Source organism: Paraconexibacter antarcticus (genome assembly GCF_024220175.1).
Lineage (GTDB): Bacteria > Actinomycetota > Thermoleophilia > Solirubrobacterales > Solirubrobacteraceae > Paraconexibacter > Paraconexibacter antarcticus.
Map to the genome: position 1 here is coordinate 906,269 of NZ_CP098502.1, position 21,914 is coordinate 928,182.

Sequence of the window (21,914 nt, forward strand, 5' to 3'; positions counted from 1 at the left end):
TGGCGGCGGCTGGTTCAAGTTACGGTACCGTATCTTGTTGCCTGTCGGCCCCTCCTGTCAAGCTGAAGACGATGTCGACCGCCCCCAGACGCCGCCCGTACGCGCCCCGCGTGCCGCTTCCCGAGCGGCGCGAGCAGCTGCTCGACGCCGCGCTGGCGCTCATCGGCGAGCACGGCTACCGCGGCGCGACGATGGAGGCGATCGCCCGTCACGCCGTCGTCGCCAAGCCGGTCGTCTACCGCACCTTCACGAGCCGCGAGGCGCTCCTCACCGCGCTCCTCGAGCGCGAGCGGGAGCGCGCCTTCGCGACGCTCGAGACCGCGATGCCCGCCGACCTCGCCTCGGCGAAGCCCGACGAGCTGCTCGGCGAGGCGGCCCGCGGGATCCTCTCGGCGGTCCAGAGCCGGCCGGAGGCGTGGCGCCTCATCCTCCTCCCAGCCGGCGAGACGCCGCGCGAGGTCCGCGAGCAGGTCGACGCGGGCCGGGCGCTCGTCCGGCGGCAGATCACCGAGCTCATCCGCTGGTTCCTCGCGCAGCAGCCGGGGCTCGAGGACGCCGACCCCGACCTCGCCGCGCGCATGCTCATGGCCGCCGGCGAGGAGGCGATGCGCCTCGTCCTCACCGAGCCGGACGCCTACACGCCGGAGGGCTTCGCGGCCTTCGCGGTGACGTTGCTCGGCGCCGTGCGCTGAGGCGCCCACCGGACGGTGAACCGCGCCCCGCCGAGCGCGGGCGAGGTGTCGACCGTGATCGCCGCCCCGTGGTGCCCGACCTGCTGGGCGACGAGCGCGAGCCCGAGGCCCGACCCCGGCCCGTCGGTCGCGGCCGCGCGCGCGAAGGGTTCGAAGATCCGCTCGCGGTCCTCCGGGGCGACGCCGTCGCCGTCGTCCTCGACGGTGAGCACGGGCGCCCCGCCCGGGCCGTCCGGGCCGAGCGTCACGCGGACGGTGCCGCCCGGCCGTCCGTGGCGGGCCGCGTTGCCGATGAGGTTGTCGGCGAGCAGGCGGAGCCCCGGGTCCCACCCGCGGACGACGAGCGCGCCGCCCGGCTCGGCGCCGGCGACGTCGGCCTCCCAGGTGACGTCGGGGTGGCGGGTTCGGGCGGCCTGCAGCGCCGCGTCGACGACCTCGCCGAGGTCGACGGACGCGTGCTCGACGGGGTTCGCGTCGCCGCGGGCGAGGGCCTGCAGGCCGTCGAGGAGGTGGACGAGGCGGCGCTGGTCGGCCAGGGCGTCCTCGGCGAGCTGGGTGCGCTGCGCCGGGTCCATGCCCGGATGCCGGGCGATGATCGAGAGTGACGCCTGAACGCTCGTCAGCGGCGTGCGCAGCTCGTGACCGGCGTCCGCGGCGAAGCGCCGTGTCGCGGCGAGGGCGGCGGCGCGCTCGTCGGCCGACCGCTCGAGGCGGACGAGCATGTCGTTGAAGTCGCCCGCGAGGCCGCGGAGCTCGAGCGGCCCGTCGACCGGGACCCGCTCGTGCAGGTCGCCGTCGCCGCCGATGCGGGCGGTCGCGCCGCGCAGGCGCTTCAGCGGGCGGAGGATCGCGTCGGCGGCGAAGAAGACGCCGAGGCCGGACACGAGCAGCATGAGCGCGCCGAGGCCGAGCATCTTCCGGCGCAGGGCGGTCTGCCGGTGCTCGACCTGGCGGAGGCTCGACCCGACGACGAGCCGCGCGAGGCCGCCGAGGTCGGCGCTGCGCAGCGACGTCGCGTAGAGGCGCACGTCGCGGCCGTCGATGTGCCGCGTCGAGAATCCGAGCGGCACCTGCAGGTCCTTGGGGAGGGACGCACCCGACTGCACGAGGGGCTTCCCGGCGAGGGACAGCCGCAGGGAGCTCCCGGTCGCGCGGAGCACGGCGTCGAGGCGCTTGTCGACCCCCGGTAGACCCTCTTGGAGCGCGGACTGGGCGCTGGCGAGCGACAGGTCGGCGGTGCGGCGCAGGCGGTCGTCGATGACCCGTCGCTCGGAGCGGCCGACGTCGCGGGTGACGAGGACGCCGGCGACGGCGAGGATCCCCGTCAGGACGGCGAGCACGAGGAGTGTCAGGCGTCCGCGGAGGTTGCGCACGGTCGGAGGGTCCTACCCGCGGAGGATGAACCCGACGCCGCGCACGGTGTGCAGGACGCGGGAGCCGCCGTCCGCCTCGAGCTTGCGGCGCAGGTACCCGACGAAGACGTCCGCGATGTTCGTGCCGGGGTCGAAGGTGTAGCCCCAGACCTCCTCGTGCATCCTCGCGCGGTCGATGACCTCGCCGGGGTGGCGGAGGAAGAGGTGCAGCAGCGCGAACTCGCGCTGGGTGAGCTCGAGCGGGCGGCTGGCGCGCGTCGCCACGAACGTGGTGGGATCGAGCGTGATGTCCCCGACGACGAGAACCTGCTGGGTGCCCGCGGGGCGACGGCGGAGAAGGGCGTGCAGGCGTGCGACGATCTCCTCGAGCACGAACGGCTTCACGACGTAGTCGTCGGCGCCGGCCTGGAGGCCGAGGACGCGGTCGTCCACCTCGTCACGCGCGGAGAGGACGCAGACGGGGACGTCGTCGCCGCCGGCGCGCAGCCGCGCGAGCACCTCGAGGCCGTCGAGGTCCGGCATCGTCATGTCGAGGAGCATCGCCGCCGGGCGGACCTGCGCGGCGGCCTCCAGCGCGGCGCGCCCCCCGGAGGCGGCGACGACGGCGAAGCCCTCGAGCTCGAGGCCGATCGCGAGGGTGCGGCGGATGGCGGGGTCGTCGTCGACGAGCAGGACGACGGGGCGGGTCTCGTCGGCCGGCATCTATCGCCGCTTGACCCGCTCGCAGCCGCTCTGGACGATGTCGCCGGCGTCGGCGACGACCGTGTCCCGCCCGGCGCCGCAGTTGATCGTGTCGACCGCGCCGTCGCCGGCGGTGTTGATCGTGTCGTTGCCGGAGCCGCCGACGACGATGTCCGCGCCCGGGCCGCCGACGATGATGTCGTTGCCGGCGCCGCCGAGGAGCTGGTCGTTGCCCGCGCCGCCGTTCAGGCGGTCGGCCCCGGCGTCGCCGCTGAGGAGGTCGGCCCCGCCGCCGCCGTTCAGCCGGTCGTTGCCGCCGAGGCCGCGCAGCGTGTCGTTGCCGCCACGGCCGTTGAGGACGTCGGCCCGGTTCGTCCCGACGAGGGTGTCCGCGCGCGGTCCACCGGTCCGGTTCGCCGCGGTCGCGACGGTCACGGGGACGGCGATGAGCGTCAGGGCGGTGAGGAGGGAGAGGACACGTCGCGGCATGGAGTACACGATGGACTGCGTCGGCGCGCAAGGCGCCAGGGACGGTGGTGTTCTCACAAACATCTCACGAACCGTGAGGACGCGGTGAGAGTGCGTACATCCGAGGCCCGCCAGCCGGGATAACTGTCCCCAGCGGCGAGCGGCACCCCGCGCTCCGCACCCCGCATCCCACCCAGGAGGAACCCATCATGAACCTGTTCACCTACCGCAAGGCCGCCGTCACCGCCGCGGCGACGCTCGCCCTCATTCCGGCCAGCGCGCTCGCCGCGACCATCAACGGTGGTCCGGGCAACGAGCGACTGCGCGGCACGAACGTCGCCGACACGATCAACGGCAACGCCGGCAACGACCGCATCTTCGGCTTCGGCGGCGACGACCGCATCAACGGCGGCGCCGGGAACGACCGGCTGTTCGGCGGCGCGGGCAACGACACGATCGCCGGCGTCCAGGGCAACGACCTCATCAACGGCGGCGCCGGCGACGACACCATCTCGGGCGACGCGAACGGCACCGGCGACCTGACGTCCTTCGACCGCCTCTACGGCGGCCCGGGCAACGACACGATCCACGGCGGCGACTCGGCCGACCGCATCGGCGGTGGCACCGGCAACGACACGCTGTTCGGCGAGAACGGCAACGACCGGATGGCCGGCGGCTCCGGCGACGACGTCCAGGACGGCGGCGCGGGCAACGACGTCATCTTCGCGAACCTCGGGCAGGACACCTCCAACGGCGGCGACGGCAACGACGTCCTCTGGGCGCAGGCCCGCGGCGACGTGCACCCCGGCCCGAACGGCGCGGTCGACCAGGTCGGCGACACGCTGAACGGCGGCAACGGCAACGACACGTTCCGCACCCGCGACGGCGAGGTCGACCGCATCACCTGCGGCGACGGCAAGGACACCGCGCTCCTCGACCAGGTCGACGTCATCACCGACGCGACGGCGGCCAACCCGAACGGCTCCTGCGAGAAGGTTGTCCGCAAGGCGCCGCGCGCGGCCGACTCGAAGGCCGAGGACGTCCAGGCGAACCCGGCGGAGGCGAAGGTCACGCAGTAGGACCGGCTGTCGGTCCTGGTCTGCCGTCAGCGCCGCGCGAGGGTGCGCAGCGCTGATGGCGGCGGAGACGGCGGGGGCCGAACGCCGGCAGACGCCCGGCCCGCCGCCCACGCAGGCGGAGATCAGCCCACCGCCTCCGCCTCCGCCACCAGCCCGTCGAGGTCGATGTCGCCGTCCATGACGAAGGCGATGGTGCCGTCGTCCTGCCGCGGCCACTCGTCCATCGGGCGGTCGTAGACGAGCTCGAGGTCGTTGCCGTCCGGGTCCGAGACGTAGATCGCGAGGTGGGTGCCGTGGTCGCTCACCTGGCGCAGCGGCCAGTCGGCGGCGCGCAGCCGCCGGACGGCGTCGCCGAGCGCGGCCCGCGTCGGGTAGTTGAGCGCGACGTGGTGCAGGCCCGCGACACCGTCGGGCGTCGGGCCGCCGCCGGCCGACTTCCACGTGTTGAAGCCGAGGTGGTGGTGGTAGCCGCCGGCGGACAGGAAGAGGATGTCGCCCGTCGTCCCCCAGCCGGGCACGTTGCGCGCCTCGAAGATGACGTCGAAGCCGAGGACGCCGACGTAGAACGCGCGCACGCGGTCGATGTCGGCGGTCCGCAGGTGGACGTGGCCGATGTGGACACGCGGGTCGATCCGGCGCTCCGCCGTCGCGGCGGGGACGACGGGGCCCTGGGCGTCGGGGCGGTCCTCGAGGCGCATCAGGCGTCCGCTCCGGCGAGGGTGACCACGACGGTCATGTCCCACGGGTCGCGGACGGCGAACCCGCCCGGGCGGTCCGCGAGGGGGACCCCGGCGGCCTCCAGGCGCCCGCGGACCTCGGCGATCTCGCCGGCCTCGGCGAGCTCGATCGTCCACTCGCGCAGCCCGACGACGTGCGGCGGGAGGGCGGGGACGTCCGGCCCGCGCCAGACGTTGAAGGCGAGGTGGTGGTGGTACCCGCCGGCGGAGACGAAGGCGGCCGACGGCAGGCTGCCCCAGACCTCGAAGCCGAGCAGGTCGCGGTAGAACCCGAGGCCGCGCTCGACCGAGCCGACGTGGAGATGCAGGTGGCCGGTCCGCAGACCGGGACGGACCTGGGCGCTCGGCGCCTCACCCGCGACGGTCGCGAGCAGCGCGTCGAAGTCGAGCGGCAGCGGGCCGCCGCGCTGGAACTCCGAGAACTCCTGCTCCGGCGTCGGCCACTGCTCGCGCGGCCGGTCGGCGGCGAGCTCGAGGCCGTTGCCGTCCGGGTCGGCGAGGTAGATCGCCTCGTGCGTGCCGTGGTCCGACGCGCCCTGGATGTGCACCCGCCCGGCGGCGAGGCGCAGTGCCGCGCGGGCGAGCTCCTCGCGCTCGGGGTGGAGCAGGGCGACGTGGTAGAGGCCGGCGTGGTGGCCGGGCGCATGGGCGACGGGATCCTCGTGGAGGACGAGCGTCGTGACGGTGCCGTCGCCGAGCTCGGCGACGTCTGAGTCGTGGCGGTGCACGCGCAGGCCGAGGGCGGTCTGGTACCAGGCGACCGAGCGGTCGAGCTGCGTGACGACGAGGTGGACGGCACCGAGCCGGAGGGTGGCGGGGAGGACCGGCGCGGCGGTGGCGACGGGGGAGGGGGTGCTCGTGGGCTGGGTCATGGCGGGCGTCGGCTCTTCGTTCTTCGGAGGGATGGGATGCGGCGTACTCCCAGTGTCGGGCCGCGGGGCCCCGCCCGGAATGGCCACCCCGCGCCGATGCATGGACTTTCGGGAGGACGGCGCTCAGCGCCCGCGCGCGGCCTCGCGGTAGCCCATCGGCGCGACCCCGAAGTGGCGCTTGAACGCCCGCGAGAAGTAGAGCTGGTCGGTGAAGCCGACGGCGTAGGAGACCTCGCCGATCGTCCGGTCGGTGAAGCGCAGCAGCCGCGCGGCCTCGAGCATGACGCGGTCGAGGACGAGGTCCTTCGTCGTGCGCCCGGTGAGCTGGACGAGCGTGCGGGACAGGGCGGCGCGGGGGACGCCGAGCGCGTCGGCGTAGTGCGTCGCGTCGTGGTGGCGGCGGAAGTCGTCCTCGAGCAGGGCGGCGAAGCGGCGCTGCAGCCCGACGCCCGCGTCATCGGCGTCGCCGCGCTCGCTGCGCGCCCCGTCGTACCAGCGCTCGAGCCACAACAGGACGGTGGCGATGAGGTTGCCCTGCAGGTCGGCGCTGTAGACGTCGGCCGGGCGGCGCAGCTCGGCGCCGAGCGTCAGCAGGAGCGACTCGAGGCGGTCCTGCTCGCCGGGCGGCACGGCGATCGTCCGGCCGGGCGCGCCGGTGAGCAGCCAGCCCGCGGCGACCCGCTGCGCGCCGCCGCTGACGAGCTCGTCGCGGAAGCGGAGGATCGCGCCGTGCATGCCGCTCGCGCCGAGGAACTGGTGCACCTGCCCGCGGCCGACGACGGTGATCGCCCCGGGGACGACCGCGTGGCGGTCGCCGTCGACGAGGTGCTCGCCGCAGCCCTCCCGCAGCCAGATGAGCTCGTGGTAGTCGTGCCGGTGCGGCTCGCGGACCGGGTCGTCGCCGACGCGCGCGTCGTCGAGCACGACGACCTCCGCGGGCCGCTGCGTGTCGAGCGTGTCGAGGGCGATGTCTGCGCCGCGGCCGGTCATCGAACGGGGACGCTAGCGCCGCGGGTACGCTCGCCGGGTGAACGACGCCGGCATCCCCGCGCTGCGCCAGGTCCTGGCCGGCGAGGCGGGCGACCTCCCGGGCCCGGTGCTCATCCGGGCCACCCGGACGGTCATCGCCGCGGCGGTCCTGCTCTCGCATCTCATCGGGGCGCTCATCGTCCTCGGGCTCCTCGGCCTCGCCTTCCCCGTGCCGCCCGAGGTCACCTCCCACGCCGCGTGGCGCAACGTCGCCATCGGCGGCGCCTACGTCACCGTCGTCTTCCCGCTCGGCCTGTGGGCCGGCCTGCGCGCGGCGGGGGCGATCGACGACTGGCTCATCGAGGACCGCGCGCCGACCGCGCGCGAGCGCCGCCGCACCCTGCAGCTGCCGATCCGCCTGCAGGCCCAGCAGGGCGCGCTCTGGGCGGTCGCGGCGGTCATCGCCGTCACGGGCAACCTCACGACGTCGACGAAGTTCGCCGTCGAGATCGGGATCACGGTGAGCCTCGGGGGCGTCTCGACCGTCGCGATCGCCTTCCTCCTGACCCAGCGCCTGCTCCGCCCGATCCGCGCGCGCCTCCTCGAGGCCGCGCCGCCCCGCCACGGCGACAGCTCCGGCGTCGCGCTGCAGGCGCTGACGTCGTGGTTCATCGGGACGATCGTCCCGGTCGTCGGCGCGCTCGCGCTCGGCGTCAGCGCGCTCATGGTCGACATGACCGCCCACGACCTCGCGCGGTCGGTCATCGTCCTCTGCACCGTCGCGGTCGTCGTCGGCTTCGGCGCGATCGCCCTCTTCGCGCGCTCGATCTCGCAGCCGCTCCGCGAGCTCCGCGACGCGCTCGACCGTCTCGACGCCGGGGACTTCGACGTCGCGCTCACCGTGAAGGACGTGTCGGAGATCGGCTACGCGCAGGCGGGCTTCAACCGGACGGCTGCGGGCCTGCGCGAGCGCGAGCGCCTGCGCGACCTCTTCGGCCGGCACGTCGGGCGGGACGTCGCCCGACGTGCGCTCGACGAGGGGGCGCAGCTCGGCGGGGAGGAGCGCGAGGCGGGGATGCTCTTCGTCGACATCATCGGCTCCACGACCCTCGCCGTCCGCCGCGGCCCGACCGAGGTCGTCGGCGCCCTCAACGCGTTCTTCGCGATCGTCGTGGAGGTCGTCCTCGAGCACGACGGGCTCGTGAACAAGTTCGAGGGGGACGGCGCGCTCTGCGTCTTCGGCGCGCCGCTCGAGCACGCGGACCCGGCGTCCGCCGCGCTCGCCGCCGCCCGCACGCTGCAGGCTCGCCTGACCGCGGAGCTGCCCGACGTCCCGGCCGGGATCGGCGTGTCCGCCGGCACGGTCGTCGCCGGCAACGTCGGGGCTGCGGACCGCTTCGAGTACACGGTCATCGGCGACCCGGTGAACGAGGCGGCGCGACTCACCGAGCAGGCGAAGGACCGCCCGGGGCGGGTGTGCGCCTCGGGCGCCGCCGTCGAGCGGGCGAGTGCCGAGGAGGCCGCGCGCTGGGCCGTCGGCGACGCGGTGACGCTGCGCGGCCGCGACGAGCCCACCCCGATCGCGGTACCCCGGTCGTGACGGGGCGGGAAGCCACGCCGGGGCCGGGGCCGCACGCCTGGCGGCGCGTCGCCTTCGGCATGTTCGCCGTCGGCTGGGGCGCGAACCAGTTCTCCTCGATGCTCGTCGCCTACAAGCACGAGCTCCACTTCGGGGCGGGGACGCTCGCCGCCCTCTTCGGCATCTACGCGCTCGGCCTCGTCCCCGGGCTGCTGCTCGGCGGCCCGGCCTCCGACCGCTACGGCCGCCGCCCGCTGACGGTCGCTTTCGTCGCCCTCTCGCCGCTGGCGACCTTCGGTCTCGTCCTCGGCCGTCACGGCGCCGAGGGCCTCGCGCTCGCGCGGCTGCTCGCGGGCGCCTGCTCGGGCGTCGTCTTCGCGGCGGGCAGCGCCTGGGTCCAGGAGCTGTCGGCGGGCACACCGGAGGGGACCGGCGCGCGGCGCGCGGCGATCGCCCTCACCGCGGGCTTCGGCACCGGCCCGGTCGTCTCCGGGCTCATGGCCCAGTGGATCGGCCATCCGCTCGTCGTGCCCTACGTCCCCCACATCGTCCTCGGCCTCGCGGCGCTCGTCCTGCTCCCGGCCGCGCCGGAGACGACGACGGGCGGCCACGGGCGCGTGCAGCTGCGCCTCTCCCGCGCGGTGCGGACGGCGCGCTTCGGCCGCGTGGTCGCCCCGACCGCGCCGTGGGTCTTCGGCTGCGCCGCGATCGCCATCGCGGTGCTGCCCGGCCGGGTCGGGCACGTGTCGGTCGGGCTCACCGGCGTCATCTGCGGGCTGACGCTCGGGACCGGGGTGGCGGTGCAGCCGTACGCCCGCCGGCTCGAGGACCGGTACCCGCTGCGGGCCGGGCGCTACGGGCTCGTCGCCGCCGTCGCGGGGGCGCTCATCGGCGCGGCGGCGGTCGACGGGCAGCACCTTGCCCTCGTCGTCCTGGCGGCGTTCCCGCTGGGGGCGGGTTACGGGCTGTGTCTCGTGTCGGGACTGCGCGAGAGCGAGCGCCTCACCGCCCCGGAGGAACGCGGCGCGACGCTCGCGGTGTACTACGCGCTGACGTACATCGGGTTCGCGGTGCCGTACCTGCTGGCGGCGCTGAGCCACCTCACGGGGGACGCCGGCGCGCTGGGGGTGGCCGCCGGCGGGGCCGCGGTCACCGCGGCCGCCGTGCAGGCCGGGCAGCGGCGCGCGGCCTGAGGCCTACCGGTCGGCCGGGCGCTCCCCGTCGGCCTCGCCGTGCTCCTCGCCCGCGTCCTCGGTCTCGTCGCGGGCGTCGTGCGTGATCGCGGCGGTGCCGTGGTCGTCGCCGTGCGAGGCGTGTTCGATGAGCTCGGCCTCGGCCTGCTCGAAGCCTTCGGACTCGCCGCCGCCGGCCTCCTCGACGGCACGCCGCTCCTCGCGGCGGCGCTCGGCCAGGCGGTCGACGTCGACGGTCGGGAGGTCGTTCAGTTCCATGTCGGGGTCCTCGGGCATCGGGGTCAGGACGTGGTCCGGGCGACGCGGCGGACGGTGACGGGCACGCCGAGCTCGGCGCGCGCGGCGTCGAGCTCGTCCTCGCGGTACGCGCGCTCGTCGTCCTCGTGGGTCAGGATGAGGACGCGATCGGCCGGGAAGACCGCGAGCGCGTCGCGGGCGGCCTGCAGCGGCTCGGCCTCGCCGACCTCGCCGCCGACCTCGACGTTCGCGCCGCGGAGCTTCGCGACCGAGGCCTGCTCGATTTCGCGGGCGCGGGCGATCGCGTCGTCGACGTCGCTCACCCAGAAGCGGACGGGGGAGTCCTCCAGGGCGGGCGCGACGACGTAGACCTCCGCGTCGCGCTCCGCGGCGTCGCGGACGGTGGCGGCGTCGGGCACCTCACCGGCGATGATGAGCAGCTTCATGGTGTGAGGCTGCCCCGTGGGGCCCCCCGGCAAACGCGTGGAGTGACGCACCGGCGCGTTGGGTAGCCCTCAGAACATGACCATCACGCTCGACCCGCCGAAGCTCGAGGTCCCGGGGACGATGCCGCCGCATCCCGGCGGACCGGACATCGCGCCGGGCCCGTCCGACCCGGTGCCGCCGACGCCCACCCCGGAGCCCGGGCCGCTGCCCCCGTCGTCGCCCGATCCCGTGCCGCCGACCCCCGCGCCGGACCCGTCGCCGGACGGCCCGCAGATCTGACCCCCGGCCCGCTCAGCCCTCGGCGAGCAGCGGCTTGGCGAGGGCCATGAGCAGCGCGTCGTTCGCGCCCTCGCCGATCTGCGTCTGCGGAGCGTCCCGGCGCAGGCGCGCGAGCTCGTCGTCGGCTCCGTAGGAGCGGCTCGCCGCCAGGCGCGCCGCATGGTCGACCGCCCAGACCGCGGCGTCCGACGCGACGATCTTCGCGGCGGTGGCCAGCCGCCCGGCGTCCTCGCGCTGCTGGTCGACCGCCTCGGCGGCGCGGAGGATGAGCGCCTCGGCCGCCATGAGCTGCGAGACGATCTCGCCGACGCGCAGCTGCGCGTGGGTGTGGTCGCCGAGGACGCCGTCCCCGATCGCGCGCCCGGTCGACTCGCCGACGGCGCAGACGAGGCAGCGGTCGATGATCCCGAGGGCGCGGCAGGCGACGTTCACGCGGCCGACGTCGAGCGCGTCGAGCATCTGGCGCGCGCCGCGGCCGAGGCCATCAGCGTCCCCGCCGAGGATCTCCGCGCCGGCCTCGTGGTGGCCGTCGAAGACGTAGGCGGCGGACTCGACGCCGCGATAGCCCATCTTGTCGAGGTCCTCGACCCGCCAGGACGCGGTCCCGCGGCCCTCGGTGGGGAGGACGACGCACGAGGGCTTCTCGGAGCCCTCGACGCCGGCGAGCAGGAAGATGACCTGGCTCGACCGGCCGCCCGCGACCCAGCGCTTGGCGCCATCGAGCACGAGGCCGCCGTCCGGGTGCGGTCGCGCGGTCGTCTCGAGCCGGTGCAGGTCGCTGCCCGCCTGCGGCTCGGTGATCGAGAACGACGCGAGGACCTCGCCGCTCGCCATCCCCGGCAGCCAGCGGGCCCGCTGCTCCGGGGTGCCGTGGCGGGTCAGCAGCGTGATGGCGAGGCCGGTCGGGTTCACCGCGCCGGTGATCGAGATCCACCCCTGGCTCAGCGTGCGCCAGACGTGGACGAGGTCCTTGACGCCGAGGCCGGGCCCGCCGAACTCGGTGGGGACGAGCGCGCCGGTGATGCCGAGGCCGACGACCTGCGCGAGCGTCGCGTCCGGCAGCTCGTCGTCGCGGTCCCACGCGGCGACGTTCGGCAGGAGCTCCTCGTCGAGGAGGCGCTTGGTGGCGGCGTGGAGCGCGGTGGCGATCTCGGCGCGGTCGGGGGCGGCGGTGGACATGAGGCGTCCCTACCCGCCGTTGTCGGTTCGCGAACCGTCAGAAGAGGCGTGCGGGCGCACGCGCCGCCGCCGGGGCGGGCGGCTGGGGCTGCGGGTCGACGGCGGCGGGGCCGGCGCCGCCCCGGGCCGACGGGCCCGCCGGCGCCGTCGCCCGCTGCAGGCCGCCGAGGCGCAGCAGGAGGAGCAGCGCGGGCGGGACGACCGCGAGCGCCGTCAGCGCGAGGAACCACGTCGTCCCCGCGTCGGTGCCCATGCCGAGCGAGTGCGCGACGCCCATCGCCCAGGCGAGCGCGGTGAAGCGGTGCGCCGTCCGCCAGCGCGCGTGGCCGATGAGGCCGCGGGCGTAGTAGCCGAGGCCAAGCGCGACGAGCGCCCAGCTCGCCCAGAGGCCGAGGGCGCTCCACCAGCGGTGGTAGGGGGAGACGAACGGGATGAGCACGTCCGCGGGCGCGGGGTGGAGGAAGGAGTCGCCCAGGAGCGAGAGGCCGTGGACGGCGAGGGCGACGAGGGTCGCGAGCGAGAGGACCTCGTGCAGCGCGCGCAGGTCGCCCGCGCGGGTGCCGCGGACGAGGCGCGTGCCCATGAGGATACCGGCGCCGACCGAGACGCTCGCGAGGACGAGCGCGACCGTGCCGGCGGCGCGGCTCGTGATCCAGAAGAGGTGCGGCGACGTCGCGACGGCGGCGGCCGCCGCCGTCATCGGCCGGCTCCTCGCACGCCGTGCGGCAGGACGATCGGCTCGCCGCGGGCCGGCACGAGGACACCGCCGTCGGGGAGGAAGGCGGCGGCGCCCTCGACGCCGGAGAGGAGCGCGGCCTTCGCGCGGGTCTCGGCGAGCAGCCCCGTCGGCGCGAGCGCCGTCACCTGGATGAGGCCCGTGTCGGCCGGGGCGCCCGTGCGGGGGTCGATGAGGTGGTGGCTGTCGGCCGGGCCGGCGGCGTCGGTGCGGCCGTCGCCCGCCCACGCGCGGCGCGTCGTGCCGCTCGTCGCTACGGCGGCGGCGCGCAGGGAGAAGGCGTGGATCGGCTCGCCGCCCGCGGGGTCCGCGACGTCGACGCGGCGCTCGAGGTCGGCGGTGCCGCCGAGGCGCAGGTCGCCGGCGCAGTCGACGACCCAGGCGTCGCAGTCACGCAGCGCGTGGGCCATCAGGTCCGCGGCGATGCCCTTCGCGAGGCCACCGCTGTCGAGGCGGACGCCCGCGGGGCGGATGACCTCCGTCTCGTTGACGCGGAGCAGCCGCCAGCCGCCGGCGAGCGGGGCGGGGTTGCGGGCGGCGCGCGCCCAGGCCGGGCCGAAGGCGGCGTGGGGGTGGGTGTCGGGGAAGTGGCCGCGGTAGCCGGCGTCCTCGAGGGCCGGCAGGCACGTGGCGTCGACGAGGCCGTCGGTCGCCTCGCCGGCCCAGCGGGCGGCCGCGGCGAGGCGGCGCAGGAGGTAGCCGGCCGGGACGGCGCGCCGCGGGTCCTCGTTCAGGCGGCACAGCTCGCTGTCGGGCCGGAAGCGGGAGAGCTGCGCGTCGACGTCGAGGGCGATGCGGCGGGCAGCGTCGATGGCCGCCCGCGCGGCGTCCTCGGCAGGGGCGGACGCGATGACCGTGACCTTCGTGCCGAAGCAGGGGAACGTCACGGTGACCTCGGTCAGGGGGAGGACCTCGGTCGGGGCGGGCGGCGCATCGACGGTCGGGGGCATGACGAGCATGCTGCTCCCGTGACCTTCGTGAACGCTGAAGGGCTCCTGGGAACTTCCTGAGTGCGGCGAGTGGCCCGCGGCCGGAAATGAAGGTACGCTCCCGTACTATGAGCTCCCTGAACGGCAAGGTCGTCCTCATCACCGGCGGCGCGCGCGGCATCGGCGCGGAGGTCGCGACGCGCCTGCGGGCGCAGGGGGCGAAGCTCGTCCTCACCGATCTCGACGAGGCCCCGCTCCACGCGCTGGCCGCCCGCCTCGGGTCCGACCACGTCCTCCCGGTCGTCGCGGACGTCTGCGACCTCGCCTCGATGGAGGCCGCCGCGGCGGCCGCGGTCGAGCGCTTCGGCGGCATCGACGTCGTCGTCGCGAACGCCGGCATCGCGAGCTACGGCTCGGTCCTCCAGGTCGACCCGGCGACGTTCAAGCGCGTGCTCGACGTGAACCTCCTCGGCGTCTTCCACACCGTCCGCGCGGCGCTCCCGTCGATCATCGAGCGCAAGGGCTACGTCCTCGTCGTCTCCTCGCTCGCGGCCTACTCGGCGTCGCCGGGCCTCGCCGCCTACCACGCCTCCAAGGCCGGGGCCGAGTACTTCGCGAACTCGCTGCGGCTCGAAGTGGCCCACCTCGGCGTCGACGTCGGCTCGGCGCACATGGCGTGGATCGACACGCCGCTCGTGCAGGACGCGAAGGCCGACCTGCCGTCCTTCACGAAGATGCTGAAGACGCTCCCCGGCCCGCTGAAGAACACGACCTCGGTCGAGGCCTGCGGCAAGCGCTTCGTCGCCGGCATCGAGGCCCGCCGGAGCCGCGTGAACGTCCCCGGCTGGGTCGGCCTCTTCCGCTGGATCCGCCCGCTCGTCTCCACGCCGGTCGGCGAGCGTGACGTGCGCAGGGCCGTGCCGGAGCTCCTCCCGCAGATGGACGCCGAGGTCGCGGCGCTCGGCCGCTCGCTCAGCGCGCGCAGCCAGGCGCTCGAGGCGGACGAGCACGCGCACGTGTAGGGGCGGGTTCTCAGGGGATTCCCAGCCGGATTTACGGAACGCTTCATCGCCGTCCGGCATCCTCGGGGGCTTGAGCGCCGTCCCGCACCCCACCGTGATGGTCGTCGACGACGAGCCGGGTGTCCGGGAGGCGCTGACGATCGCCCTCGAGCTCGAGCAGCTCGACGTCCTCGCGGTCGACGACGGGCTGCAGGCGATCATGGCGCTGAGCAGCCGCTCGTTCGACGCGGTGATCCTCGATCTGTCGATGCCGTACGTCGACGGGCTCGAGGTCTGCCGCCGGGTGCGTGCGTCGGGCAACGAGGTCCCGATCCTCATGCTCACCGCGCGCGACGAGCTCGACGACCGGGTGGCCGGCCTGGAGGCGGGGGCGGACGACTACCTCGCCAAGCCGTTCGCCCTCCGCGAGCTGACCGCGCGCGTGCGGGCGATCATGCGCCGCAACCTCACGGGCCCGGCGGCCGGGGCGGACGAGGCGACGTTCTCCGACGTCCGCCTCGACCGGCGCGCGCACCGCGCCTACCGGGGTGACCGGCTCCTCGAGCTCACACGCACCGAGTGGCTGCTGCTCGAGTGCTTCCTCGAGCACCCCGAGCAGGTCCTCTCCCGCGAGCAGATCCTCATGCGCGTGTGGGGCCACGACTTCGGCGTCGCCTCCAACTCGCTCGGCGTGTACGTCGGGTACCTGCGGCGGAAGCTCGAGGACGGCGGCGAGCCGCGGGTCATCCACACGGTGCGCGCGATCGGCTACGTCCTCCGGCGGGAGCCGTGAGCTTCAGGCGTCGCATCGCGCTGCTCACCGGGGCCGCGGTCGCCGTCTCGATCCTTCTCGCCTCGACGCTCGCGTACGTCACGGTCCGGGGGCAGCTGCTCGGCCAGGTCGACTCGTCGCTGCGCGGCCGCGCGAGCCAGTTCGTCTCCTTCGTCCGCCGGCCCCTGCTGCCGCCGCCCGCCGCCGCGGTCGGCGTCACGGGCGGCACGGCGACGCCGTCGCTGCGGGCCGGCGGCGGCTCGCCCGGGTTCGGCGTCGCCCGTAGCCGCCTCTTCGTCCGCCCGCCCCAGCGCCGCGGCGACATCGACTTCTACGACCAGTTCCTCACCGCGGCGGGGACGCGGGCGACGGGCCCGCCCGGCCGCGGGTCGGACCGGCTGCCGGTCGACGGCACGGCCCGCGCCATCGCGCGGCGGGGCGCGGGCGCCGAGCTCCGCGTCGCTCGCGTCGGCGGGACGCGGGTGCGGTTGCTCACGACCGGCCTGCCCGGCGGCGGCGCCGTCCAGCTCGGCCGTCCGCTCAAGGAGGTCGACACGACGCTGGCCCACATCCGCTGGCTGCTGCTCATCGTCGCGCTCGGCGGGATCGCGCTTGCCGTCGTCCTCGGGCGGATCGTCGCGGCGCGGGCGATGCGCCCGCTCGCGCGCCTGACCGAGACGGCCGAGCACGTCGCCGCGACGCAGGACCTCGGGCGGCGCATCGAGGCGCCGGGTGGCGACGAGATCGGCCGCCTCGCGACGAGCTTCAACGAGATGCTCGACACGCTGCAGGTGTCGATGCGCGCGCTCGACGCGTCGGTGCACGCGCAGCGCCAGCTCATCGCCGACGCCTCGCACGAGCTGCGCACGCCGGTGACGAGCCTGCGGACGAACATCGAGGTGCTCGGCGCGAACCCCGACCTCTCGCCGGAGCTGCGGGCGACGCTCGTCGAGCGCGCGACGCATCAGGCGGAGGAGCTGACCCTCCTCATGAACGGCCTCATCGACCTCGCGCGTGGCGAGGGGCCGGAGGGCGCGCCGTCGACGCTGTCGCTCGACGAGCTCGTCGCAGGCGCGGTCGCCCGTGCGCGCCGCCACGCTCCCGGCCAGGCCTTCGTCGTCGAGCTCGAGCCGACGCTCGTCGTCGGCTCCCACGACCGCCTCGCCCGTGCGGTGAACAACGTCCTCGACAACGCCGTCGCGTGGAATGCACCCGGCGCGCCGATCGCGGTGACGCTCGCGGGCGGGACGCTCGTCGTCCGCGACCACGGGCCGGGTTTCGCGGCCGGCGAGGTCGGCCAGGTCCTCGACCGCTTCTTCCGTGGGGCGGGCGCGCGCGACCGGGCGGGCTCGGGCCTCGGCCTGGCGATCGCCAGGCAGGCGGTCACGGCCCACGGCGGCGCCGTGACCGTCGCGAACGCCCCGGACGGCGGTGCCGTCGTCCGCTTCGAGCTGGCGGCGGCGGGGGTCGCGGCGGCGCGGGTCGCGGCGGCGCGGGAGCCCGAGGCCGCGCCGGGTCCGGCGGCCGACCTGCTGCGGGCCTGACGCCGCCGTCCGATCACCAACCTGACCGCACAACGCCAGGCCGTCCATTTCCCCCGACCCTGATGGGGGAAACGGACGGCGTCCGACGCAGCCGTGGAGGCACGTCCATTTCTCCCGACCCTGATGGGGGGAAATGGACGGCGTCCGACGCAGCCGTGGGGGCGCGTCCATTTCTACCGACCCTGATCGGGGGAAATGGACGGCGTCCCGGTGGCGGCGGCGGTGGGGCTCAGCCGCCCGGCGGCACGAAGCCTGCCGGCGGGCCGCCCACGGGCGGGCCTCCCACGGCGCCCGCGCCGCCGCCGGGCGGGCCACCTCCCGCCGCGGTCGCGCCGCCGCCGGCTGTCGCGCCGCCGCCGGCCGCCGCGCCGCCGCCGGCGCCCGCGCCGCCGCCGAACCGCCCGAAGCCGCCGAAGCCTCCGCCGGCGGACGCGGCGCTCGCGGCCGTCGCGGTCACGCGGGTCGCCTTGATCGTCCCGTTGGCGGCCGTCGTGCCGGTGACGAGGACGGTGTCGCCCGGGTAGATGCCCTTGACCGACGCGGCGGCGTTGCGCGTGAGCTTGGAGGACGACGTCGTGCGGACCTTCACGGTCGTGCCGTCGGCGGACTTCACGTAGAGGACGTCGCCGTCCTTGCTCGAGACGGTGCCGGCGGTGAAGCCGGAGGCGGTGGCGGCCGCGCCACCGCCCGCACCCGCACCCGCGCCGGCCCCGGCGCCCGGCCGCCCCGTCCGCGCGCCGAACCCACCCGGCGGCAGTCCGGCCCGCGCGGCGCCCGCACCGACCGTCTCGCCGCCCCCGCTCGGGTCGTGGTGCTTCTGCACCTGCACGCCGCCGATGAAGCCGCCGGCGCCCACCGCCACCAGTGCGAGGATGCCCGTCGCCGGCGTCAGGCCGCGGCGGCGCGGGCGGGCCGGCAGTTCGTCGTGCTCGTCGTCCTCCCAGGCGTAGCGGTCGTCGAGTGTGGCCGGCGGGTCGGTCTGGGTCTCGGACATCGGGTGCTCCGGGGTGTCGTCTGGGGTGGTCATTCGAAGCGCAGCGCCTGGATCGGTGAGAGGCGCGCCGCACGGGCGGCTGGGTAGGTGCCGAAGACGAGGCCGCTCGTGAGGGCGGCGCCGAAGGCGAGGAGGACGGACGGCGCCGCGATGGCCGGCGTCACGCCCGCGATCGTGAACTGGCTGCCGGCGATGCCCGCCGCGACGCCGACGACGCCGCCGAACATCGAGACGAGGACGGCCTCGGTGAGGAACTGGGCGAGGATGTCCGAGCGCCGCGCGCCGATCGCCTTGCGGATGCCGATCTCGCGCGTCCGCTCGGTGACGGACACGAGCATGATGTTCATGACGCCGATCCCGCCGACGAGCAGCGAGATCGCCGCCACCGCGCCGAGCAGGGTCGTGAACACGTGCGTCGACGCGTCGGACGCGGCACGGACCGAGCCCTGGTTCGTCACCTGGTAGCCGGGGTTCGTCGTGTCGGTGACGCGGTGGCGCTCGTTCAGGATCGCGGTGACCTGCGCCTGCGCGTCGTCGAGGGCGCCCGCCGACGTCGCCTGCACAGTGAGGTTGTCGATCGTCGTGTAGCCGCTGATCGTGTCCTGCACGGCGGTAAGCGGCGCGATGACGACGTCGTCCTGGTCGGCGATGCCGTTGGAGCCCTTCGCCTTCGTCTCCCCGACGACGGTGAAGCTCGACCCGTTGACGCGAAGCGTCTGGCCGACCGGGTCGGCGCCGCCGAAGAGGTTCGTGACGACGGTCGGCCCGACGACGACGACGTGGGCGTGCTTCTTCACGTCCGCGGCGGTGAACATCGCGCCGGTCGCGACCCGGTAGTCGCGGGTCGCCGCGTACGGTGGCGTCGTCCCGACGAACGACGCCGGTGCGTAGCTCGTCGAGCCGGCGACGAGCGTCGTCCCGGTCGCGGTGATGACCGGCGCGGCGCTCTTCACCGCCGGCGCGTTGAAGGGATCGACGAGCGCCGCCGCGTCCTTCGTCGTGAGCGTGACGTCCGCGCCCCCGCCGCCCCGGCGGAAGAACAGCCCGCCGGGGCCGCCGGGCCCGCTCTGGGCGGAGACGATGAGGACGTTCGAGCCGAGCGCGTCGATCCCGGCCTGCACCTGCCGCCTGGAGCCGTTGCCGACCGCGACGAGGACGATCACCGAGGCGACGCCGATCGTCAGGCCGAGGATCGTCAGGCCCGAGCGCAGCTTGTTCGCGCCGATGCCCGCGAGGGCGACGCGGAGCGTCTCCAGGCCCCTCACGCGGGCGCCGCCACGGGGCCGGTGTCCTCGACGACGAGGCCGTCGCCGAGCCGCACGATCCGCCGCGCGCGGGCGGCGACGTGGTCCTCGTGGGTGATGAGGACGACGGTCCGGCCCTCGGCGTTGAGCTCCTCGAAGATCGCCAGCACGGCGGCAGTCGACTGCGAGTCGAGGTTGCCGGTCGGCTCGTCGGCGAGGACGAGCGACGGGTTCGTCACGATCGCCCGGGCGACGGCGACGCGCTGCTGCTGGCCGCCCGACAGCTCGGAGGGCGGGTGGTCCAGGCGGCGGCCCATACCGACGGCGCGCAGCGCGTCGGTCGCCCGGCGGCGGCGCTCGGCGCGACCGAGGCCCGCGTAGGCCAGGGGCAGCTCGACGTTCAGCAGCGCGGATGTCCGCGGCACGAGGTTGAAGGCCTGGAAGACGAAGCCGATCTTCCGGCCGCGCAGGTCGGCGAGGTCGTCCTCCGCGATGTCGCGCACGTCGACGCCGTCGAGGAGGTAGCGCCCGGCCGTCGGCGTGTCGAGGCACCCGAGGATGTGCATGAGCGTCGACTTCCCGCTGCCCGAGCTACCCATGATCGCGACCGACTCGCCGCGCCCGATCCGGAGGCTCACGCCGGCGAGCGCGCGGACCTCGACCTCGTTCGTGACGTGGTAGACCCGCTCGACGCCGCGGACGTCGATGACCGGCGGGCGGCGGGGCGCCAGGGGGGCCCGGGCGGTGCTCATGGCGCCCCGCGGAAGCGCGCGCCGCGGCCGAACCCGCCGCCGAAGCCGCCACCGACCGCCGACGCCCCGCCACCGAGGGCCGTGCCGATGCCGCCGCCCGCGAGCCCGCGGCCGCCGCCGAAGCCGCCGGCCGCGGAGCCGGTCCCGCTCCCGGCGGCAAGCGGCCGCACGACGACCTGGTCGCCGGTCCGCAGCCCGGCGACGACCTGCGTGCTCGTGTCGCCCGCGACCCCGGTCTGCACCGGCTGCGTGCTGCGGACCCCGCTGCGCTCGACGGTGACCGAGCCGCCGGTGATCGCGGCCGTGGGGACGATCAGCCCGCTCGCCTGGCCGACGACGATGTCGGCGGACGCGCTCATGCCCGCCTTGAGCTTCGAGCCCGACTGGGTGAGCCGCAGGGTCACCGGGTAGCTCACGGCCGAGGAGCCCGAGGAGGACGACGCGAGGACCGAGACGTCGCTCACCCGAGCGGCGAACTCGGCGCCCGACGCGGCGTTGACGGTGACCGTCGCGCGCTGGCCGACCTTCACCTTGCCGATGTCCGACTCGCTGAGGGACACCTGCATCGTGTAGCGGCTGAGCTGCGCGAGCGTGATGAACCCGGCCGCGGCGGACGCGCCCGAGCCGCCGGGGGACCCGCTCCCGCCGGTGGCGGCCCCGCCGCCGGCGCCGGAGGACGCGGACGACCCTGAGCCGCCCGACGAGGAGGACGAGCCCGACCCGGCGGTAACGCTGTCGCCGACCCGGCCGCCGACCGCGGCGACGGTGCCGGCGTAGGGCGCCCGCAGGACGGTCTCCTGGAGCGCCGCCTCGGCCTTCGTCACGCTGAGCTGCGCCGAGGCGACGGCGGCCTCCGCGGCCGCCTTCGACGTCGCAGGGGTCGCCGAGCCGCTGCCGGAGCCGCTGCTCGACGTGCCGCCTGACCCGGCGCCGGAGGCACCGCCCGCACCCGGCGCGTTCCGTGAGCCCGAGCCGCCGGAGGTCGTCGCCCGCGGGACGGTCGTGGTCGCGGCGGGGGTGGTGGTCGTCCGCGCCGGCGTCGTGGTCCGGGGTGCCGTCGTCGTGGCGGCCGGGGCCGGCGACGGCGTCGTGGGCGTGGTGGCCGCGGGTGCGGTGGTGGCCGCCGGGGTCGTGGTCGTCCCGGCCGGGAGCGTCGCCGAGGCGAACTCAGTGTGGACGCTCGCCGCGACCGGGAGCGACGCGGTGGTCGTCGAGGCCGCCGCCGTCGCGGCGGTGAGCGTGTCCTGCGCGCTCGCGAGCGTCGCCTCGGCCGCCGCGAGGTCCACGCGGGCGGATGCGTCGTCGATCCGGGCGAGCAGCTGGCCGGTGCCGACGTGCTGCCCGGCCCTGACGTACACCTTCGTGACGGTGCCGCTCGCGCCGAAGTTCAGCTCCCGCTCCGAGGACGGCGAGAGGTTGCCGGTGCCGGAGACCGTGCTCTCGACGACACCGCGCTTGACCGCGACGAGCTGCTCGCGGGGGCTCGTCCTCGCGGTCGAGGACCCGACCGAGGTCGCAGCGACGATCACGCCCGCGGTGGCGACCGCGCCGACGGCGAGCTCGACGAGGGAGGGACGGCGTGCCATCAGGAGGTCGGCGCCCCCGTCGTCGTGGCCGGGGTCGCGGGCGCCGCTGCGCCCGGCACCCCGCCCGGCGCCTGCGGCACGCTCACGCCGCACGCCGCGAGCGCCTTGCGAAGCTGCTGGAACTGCGCCGTCCCGCCGCGCCGGAAGCGACGCGCGCCGGCCGGCGGCGTCCCGGCTCCCGCCGGCGGCACGCCCGCCCCCGCCGGCGGAGGCCCGGCGCCCGGCCCGGCGCCCGGGCCGCCGTACGGACCAGCACTGCCGCGCGGCGGCCGCCGCCGCCCGGTCGGCAGCCTCACGCCCTGCTTCCTCAGGCACGCGGCGACCTTCGGGTCCCGCGCCGCGCCGAAGATCCGCCCGGGGCCACCGGCCTGCCCGGCGTCCGGCGCGCCCGCCGCCGAGGTGCCCGCCGCACCGCCCGTCGATGTTGCCGCGGACGACCCGCAGGCCCCGAGCCCCGCGGCGAGGACGACGGCGCCCGACGCGGCGAGCAGCCCGCGCCGGACACGCGCGGTCCGTTCGCGTGGTGCCGGGCGGGGGTGGAGGCGGGCGAGATCGGGCAAGAACGGGCTCC

24 protein-coding genes are annotated in these 21,914 nt (G+C 75.8%); 8 read left to right on the forward strand and 16 right to left on the reverse strand.

All coding sequences use genetic code 11. The annotated features are described in order from the left end of the window. Positions 1–71 precede the first annotated feature (71 nt). Positions 72–692 (forward strand): TetR/AcrR family transcriptional regulator, encoded by a 621-nt coding sequence (locus tag NBH00_RS04420; RefSeq protein WP_254572143.1) that lies wholly within the window; start codon positions 72–74, stop codon positions 690–692. On the opposite strand, the gene NBH00_RS04425 is transcribed toward NBH00_RS04420, so the two are convergent. The 3 genes from NBH00_RS04425 to NBH00_RS04435 are packed head-to-tail and all read right to left on the reverse strand — an operon-like array spanning position 635 to position 3,235. Next, the gene (locus NBH00_RS04425; RefSeq protein ID WP_254572144.1) at positions 635–2,065 is read right to left on the reverse strand and encodes a sensor histidine kinase; all 1,431 of its coding nucleotides are present in this window, start codon (positions 2,063–2,065) and stop codon (positions 635–637) included. The two genes, NBH00_RS04420 and NBH00_RS04425, sit on opposite strands and share 58 nt — an antisense overlap. A 12-nt stretch (positions 2,066–2,077) precedes the next feature. After that, positions 2,078–2,767 carry a response regulator transcription factor gene (locus tag NBH00_RS04430; RefSeq protein ID WP_254572145.1) on the reverse strand — a complete coding sequence of 230 codons (690 nt, stop codon included), beginning with the start codon at positions 2,765–2,767 and terminating at the stop codon, positions 2,078–2,080. After that, positions 2,768–3,235: a calcium-binding protein gene (locus NBH00_RS04435; protein WP_254572146.1), complete on the reverse strand. Its 468-nt coding sequence runs from the start codon at positions 3,233–3,235 to the stop codon at positions 2,768–2,770. It abuts the gene before it with no gap. Positions 3,236–3,423: 188 nt separating this feature from the next. Here NBH00_RS04435 and NBH00_RS04440 point away from each other — a divergent pair, with 188 nt between their 5' ends. Continuing rightward, complete coding sequence (locus tag NBH00_RS04440; protein ID WP_254572147.1) at positions 3,424–4,293, forward strand: calcium-binding protein; 870 nt, start codon at positions 3,424–3,426, stop codon at positions 4,291–4,293. Positions 4,294–4,415: 122 nt separating this feature from the next. Here NBH00_RS04440 and NBH00_RS04445 read toward each other — a convergent pair whose 3' ends face one another. The 3 genes from NBH00_RS04445 to NBH00_RS04455 all read right to left on the reverse strand — a co-directional run bounded on the left by NBH00_RS04445 (position 4,416) and on the right by NBH00_RS04455 (position 6,892). Next, the gene (locus NBH00_RS04445) at positions 4,416–4,991 is read right to left on the reverse strand and encodes a VOC family protein (RefSeq protein WP_254572148.1); all 576 of its coding nucleotides are present in this window, start codon (positions 4,989–4,991) and stop codon (positions 4,416–4,418) included. Then, on the reverse strand, positions 4,991–5,902 hold the full coding sequence (locus tag NBH00_RS04450) for a VOC family protein (RefSeq protein WP_254572149.1): 912 nt from the start codon (positions 5,900–5,902) through the stop codon (positions 4,991–4,993). The genes NBH00_RS04445 and NBH00_RS04450 overlap by 1 nt, the downstream gene beginning before the upstream one ends. 123 nt (positions 5,903–6,025) lie before the next feature. Then, positions 6,026–6,892, reverse strand: a complete 867-nt coding sequence (locus NBH00_RS04455; RefSeq protein ID WP_254572150.1) for a helix-turn-helix transcriptional regulator — start codon at positions 6,890–6,892, stop codon at positions 6,026–6,028. A gap of 37 nt (positions 6,893–6,929) precedes the next feature. On the opposite strand from NBH00_RS04455, the gene NBH00_RS04460 reads away from it, so the two are divergent. After that, positions 6,930–8,471 carry an adenylate/guanylate cyclase domain-containing protein gene (locus NBH00_RS04460; RefSeq protein WP_254572151.1) on the forward strand — a complete coding sequence of 514 codons (1,542 nt, stop codon included), beginning with the start codon at positions 6,930–6,932 and terminating at the stop codon, positions 8,469–8,471. Beyond that, positions 8,468–9,643 (forward strand): MFS transporter, encoded by a 1,176-nt coding sequence (locus NBH00_RS04465; RefSeq protein WP_254572152.1) that lies wholly within the window; start codon positions 8,468–8,470, stop codon positions 9,641–9,643. The genes NBH00_RS04460 and NBH00_RS04465 overlap by 4 nt, the downstream gene beginning before the upstream one ends. A gap of 3 nt (positions 9,644–9,646) precedes the next feature. Here NBH00_RS04465 and NBH00_RS04470 read toward each other — a convergent pair whose 3' ends face one another. Beyond that, positions 9,647–9,901: a hypothetical protein gene (locus NBH00_RS04470; RefSeq protein WP_254572153.1), complete on the reverse strand. Its 255-nt coding sequence runs from the start codon at positions 9,899–9,901 to the stop codon at positions 9,647–9,649. A gap of 23 nt (positions 9,902–9,924) precedes the next feature. Then, entirely contained in the window at positions 9,925–10,326 is a 402-nt protein-coding gene (locus NBH00_RS04475; protein ID WP_254572154.1) for a hypothetical protein, read from the reverse strand. Positions 10,327–10,402: 76 nt separating this feature from the next. On the opposite strand from NBH00_RS04475, the gene NBH00_RS25190 reads away from it, so the two are divergent. Then, entirely contained in the window at positions 10,403–10,606 is a 204-nt protein-coding gene (locus tag NBH00_RS25190; RefSeq protein WP_302182696.1) for a hypothetical protein, read from the forward strand. Positions 10,607–10,618: 12 nt separating this feature from the next. On the opposite strand, the gene NBH00_RS04485 is transcribed toward NBH00_RS25190, so the two are convergent. From NBH00_RS04485 to NBH00_RS04495, 3 genes are read right to left on the reverse strand one after another with little or no spacing between them, the layout of a single operon-like run. Next, positions 10,619–11,785, reverse strand: a complete 1,167-nt coding sequence (locus tag NBH00_RS04485; protein ID WP_254572155.1) for an acyl-CoA dehydrogenase family protein — start codon at positions 11,783–11,785, stop codon at positions 10,619–10,621. 37 nt (positions 11,786–11,822) lie between these two features. After that, positions 11,823–12,485, reverse strand: coding sequence for a ferric reductase-like transmembrane domain-containing protein (locus NBH00_RS04490; protein WP_254572156.1), 663 nt, complete (start codon positions 12,483–12,485; stop codon positions 11,823–11,825). Next, positions 12,482–13,471 (reverse strand): FAD:protein FMN transferase, encoded by a 990-nt coding sequence (locus NBH00_RS04495; protein ID WP_254572157.1) that lies wholly within the window; start codon positions 13,469–13,471, stop codon positions 12,482–12,484. The genes NBH00_RS04490 and NBH00_RS04495 overlap by 4 nt, the downstream gene beginning before the upstream one ends. 107 nt (positions 13,472–13,578) lie before the next feature. Between NBH00_RS04495 and NBH00_RS04500 the strand changes: the two genes are divergently transcribed. The 3 genes from NBH00_RS04500 to NBH00_RS04510 all read left to right on the forward strand — a co-directional run bounded on the left by NBH00_RS04500 (position 13,579) and on the right by NBH00_RS04510 (position 16,767). Beyond that, positions 13,579–14,472 carry an SDR family oxidoreductase gene (locus NBH00_RS04500; RefSeq protein ID WP_254572158.1) on the forward strand — a complete coding sequence of 298 codons (894 nt, stop codon included), beginning with the start codon at positions 13,579–13,581 and terminating at the stop codon, positions 14,470–14,472. Positions 14,473–14,569: 97 nt separating this feature from the next. Beyond that, a complete protein-coding gene (locus NBH00_RS04505) occupies positions 14,570–15,244 on the forward strand; it encodes a response regulator transcription factor (protein WP_254573694.1) in 675 nt (224 codons plus the stop codon). Then, complete coding sequence (locus tag NBH00_RS04510) at positions 15,241–16,767, forward strand: sensor histidine kinase (RefSeq protein WP_254572159.1); 1,527 nt, start codon at positions 15,241–15,243, stop codon at positions 16,765–16,767. The genes NBH00_RS04505 and NBH00_RS04510 overlap by 4 nt, the downstream gene beginning before the upstream one ends. A 229-nt stretch (positions 16,768–16,996) precedes the next feature. Here NBH00_RS04510 and NBH00_RS04515 read toward each other — a convergent pair whose 3' ends face one another. From NBH00_RS04515 to NBH00_RS04535, 5 genes are read right to left on the reverse strand one after another with little or no spacing between them, the layout of a single operon-like run. Next, on the reverse strand, positions 16,997–17,761 hold the full coding sequence (locus NBH00_RS04515) for a hypothetical protein (RefSeq protein ID WP_254572160.1): 765 nt from the start codon (positions 17,759–17,761) through the stop codon (positions 16,997–16,999). A gap of 29 nt (positions 17,762–17,790) precedes the next feature. After that, positions 17,791–19,026, reverse strand: coding sequence for an ABC transporter permease (locus tag NBH00_RS04520; protein ID WP_254572161.1), 1,236 nt, complete (start codon positions 19,024–19,026; stop codon positions 17,791–17,793). Beyond that, positions 19,023–19,757, reverse strand: a complete 735-nt coding sequence (locus NBH00_RS04525) for an ABC transporter ATP-binding protein (RefSeq protein WP_254572162.1) — start codon at positions 19,755–19,757, stop codon at positions 19,023–19,025. Before NBH00_RS04525 ends, NBH00_RS04520 begins: the two co-directional genes overlap by 4 nt. Continuing rightward, on the reverse strand, positions 19,754–21,343 hold the full coding sequence (locus NBH00_RS04530) for a biotin/lipoyl-binding protein (RefSeq protein WP_254572163.1): 1,590 nt from the start codon (positions 21,341–21,343) through the stop codon (positions 19,754–19,756). Before NBH00_RS04530 ends, NBH00_RS04525 begins: the two co-directional genes overlap by 4 nt. Beyond that, a complete protein-coding gene (locus NBH00_RS04535) occupies positions 21,343–21,903 on the reverse strand; it encodes a hypothetical protein (RefSeq protein ID WP_254572164.1) in 561 nt (186 codons plus the stop codon). Before NBH00_RS04535 ends, NBH00_RS04530 begins: the two co-directional genes overlap by 1 nt. Positions 21,904–21,914 lie beyond the last annotated feature (11 nt).

Bases quoted from the DNA above. Each gene is read 5' to 3' on its own strand.
- NBH00_RS04495 (WP_254572157.1), bottom strand. From the start codon at position 13,471: ATGCCCCCGACCGTCGATGCGCCGCCCGCCCCGACCGAGGTCCTCCCC.
- NBH00_RS04440 (WP_254572147.1), top strand. From the start codon at position 3,424: ATGAACCTGTTCACCTACCGCAAGGCCGCCGTCACCGCCGCGGCGACG.
- NBH00_RS04515 (WP_254572160.1), bottom strand. From the start codon at position 17,761: ATGTCCGAGACCCAGACCGACCCGCCGGCCACACTCGACGACCGCTAC.
- NBH00_RS04500 (WP_254572158.1), top strand. From the start codon at position 13,579: ATGAGCTCCCTGAACGGCAAGGTCGTCCTCATCACCGGCGGCGCGCGC.
- NBH00_RS04530 (WP_254572163.1), bottom strand. From the start codon at position 21,343: ATGGCACGCCGTCCCTCCCTCGTCGAGCTCGCCGTCGGCGCGGTCGCC.
- NBH00_RS04470 (WP_254572153.1), bottom strand. From the start codon at position 9,901: ATGGAACTGAACGACCTCCCGACCGTCGACGTCGACCGCCTGGCCGAG.
- NBH00_RS04455 (WP_254572150.1), bottom strand. From the start codon at position 6,892: ATGACCGGCCGCGGCGCAGACATCGCCCTCGACACGCTCGACACGCAG.
- NBH00_RS25190 (WP_302182696.1), top strand. From the start codon at position 10,403: ATGACCATCACGCTCGACCCGCCGAAGCTCGAGGTCCCGGGGACGATG.
- NBH00_RS04435 (WP_254572146.1), bottom strand. From the start codon at position 3,235: ATGCCGCGACGTGTCCTCTCCCTCCTCACCGCCCTGACGCTCATCGCC.
- NBH00_RS04475 (WP_254572154.1), bottom strand. From the start codon at position 10,326: ATGAAGCTGCTCATCATCGCCGGTGAGGTGCCCGACGCCGCCACCGTC.
- NBH00_RS04490 (WP_254572156.1), bottom strand. From the start codon at position 12,485: ATGACGGCGGCGGCCGCCGCCGTCGCGACGTCGCCGCACCTCTTCTGG.
- NBH00_RS04505 (WP_254573694.1), top strand. From the start codon at position 14,570: ATGGTCGTCGACGACGAGCCGGGTGTCCGGGAGGCGCTGACGATCGCC.
- NBH00_RS04525 (WP_254572162.1), bottom strand. From the start codon at position 19,757: ATGAGCACCGCCCGGGCCCCCCTGGCGCCCCGCCGCCCGCCGGTCATC.
- NBH00_RS04420 (WP_254572143.1), top strand. From the start codon at position 72: ATGTCGACCGCCCCCAGACGCCGCCCGTACGCGCCCCGCGTGCCGCTT.
- NBH00_RS04430 (WP_254572145.1), bottom strand. From the start codon at position 2,767: ATGCCGGCCGACGAGACCCGCCCCGTCGTCCTGCTCGTCGACGACGAC.
- NBH00_RS04450 (WP_254572149.1), bottom strand. From the start codon at position 5,902: ATGACCCAGCCCACGAGCACCCCCTCCCCCGTCGCCACCGCCGCGCCG.
- NBH00_RS04445 (WP_254572148.1), bottom strand. From the start codon at position 4,991: ATGCGCCTCGAGGACCGCCCCGACGCCCAGGGCCCCGTCGTCCCCGCC.
- NBH00_RS04485 (WP_254572155.1), bottom strand. From the start codon at position 11,785: ATGTCCACCGCCGCCCCCGACCGCGCCGAGATCGCCACCGCGCTCCAC.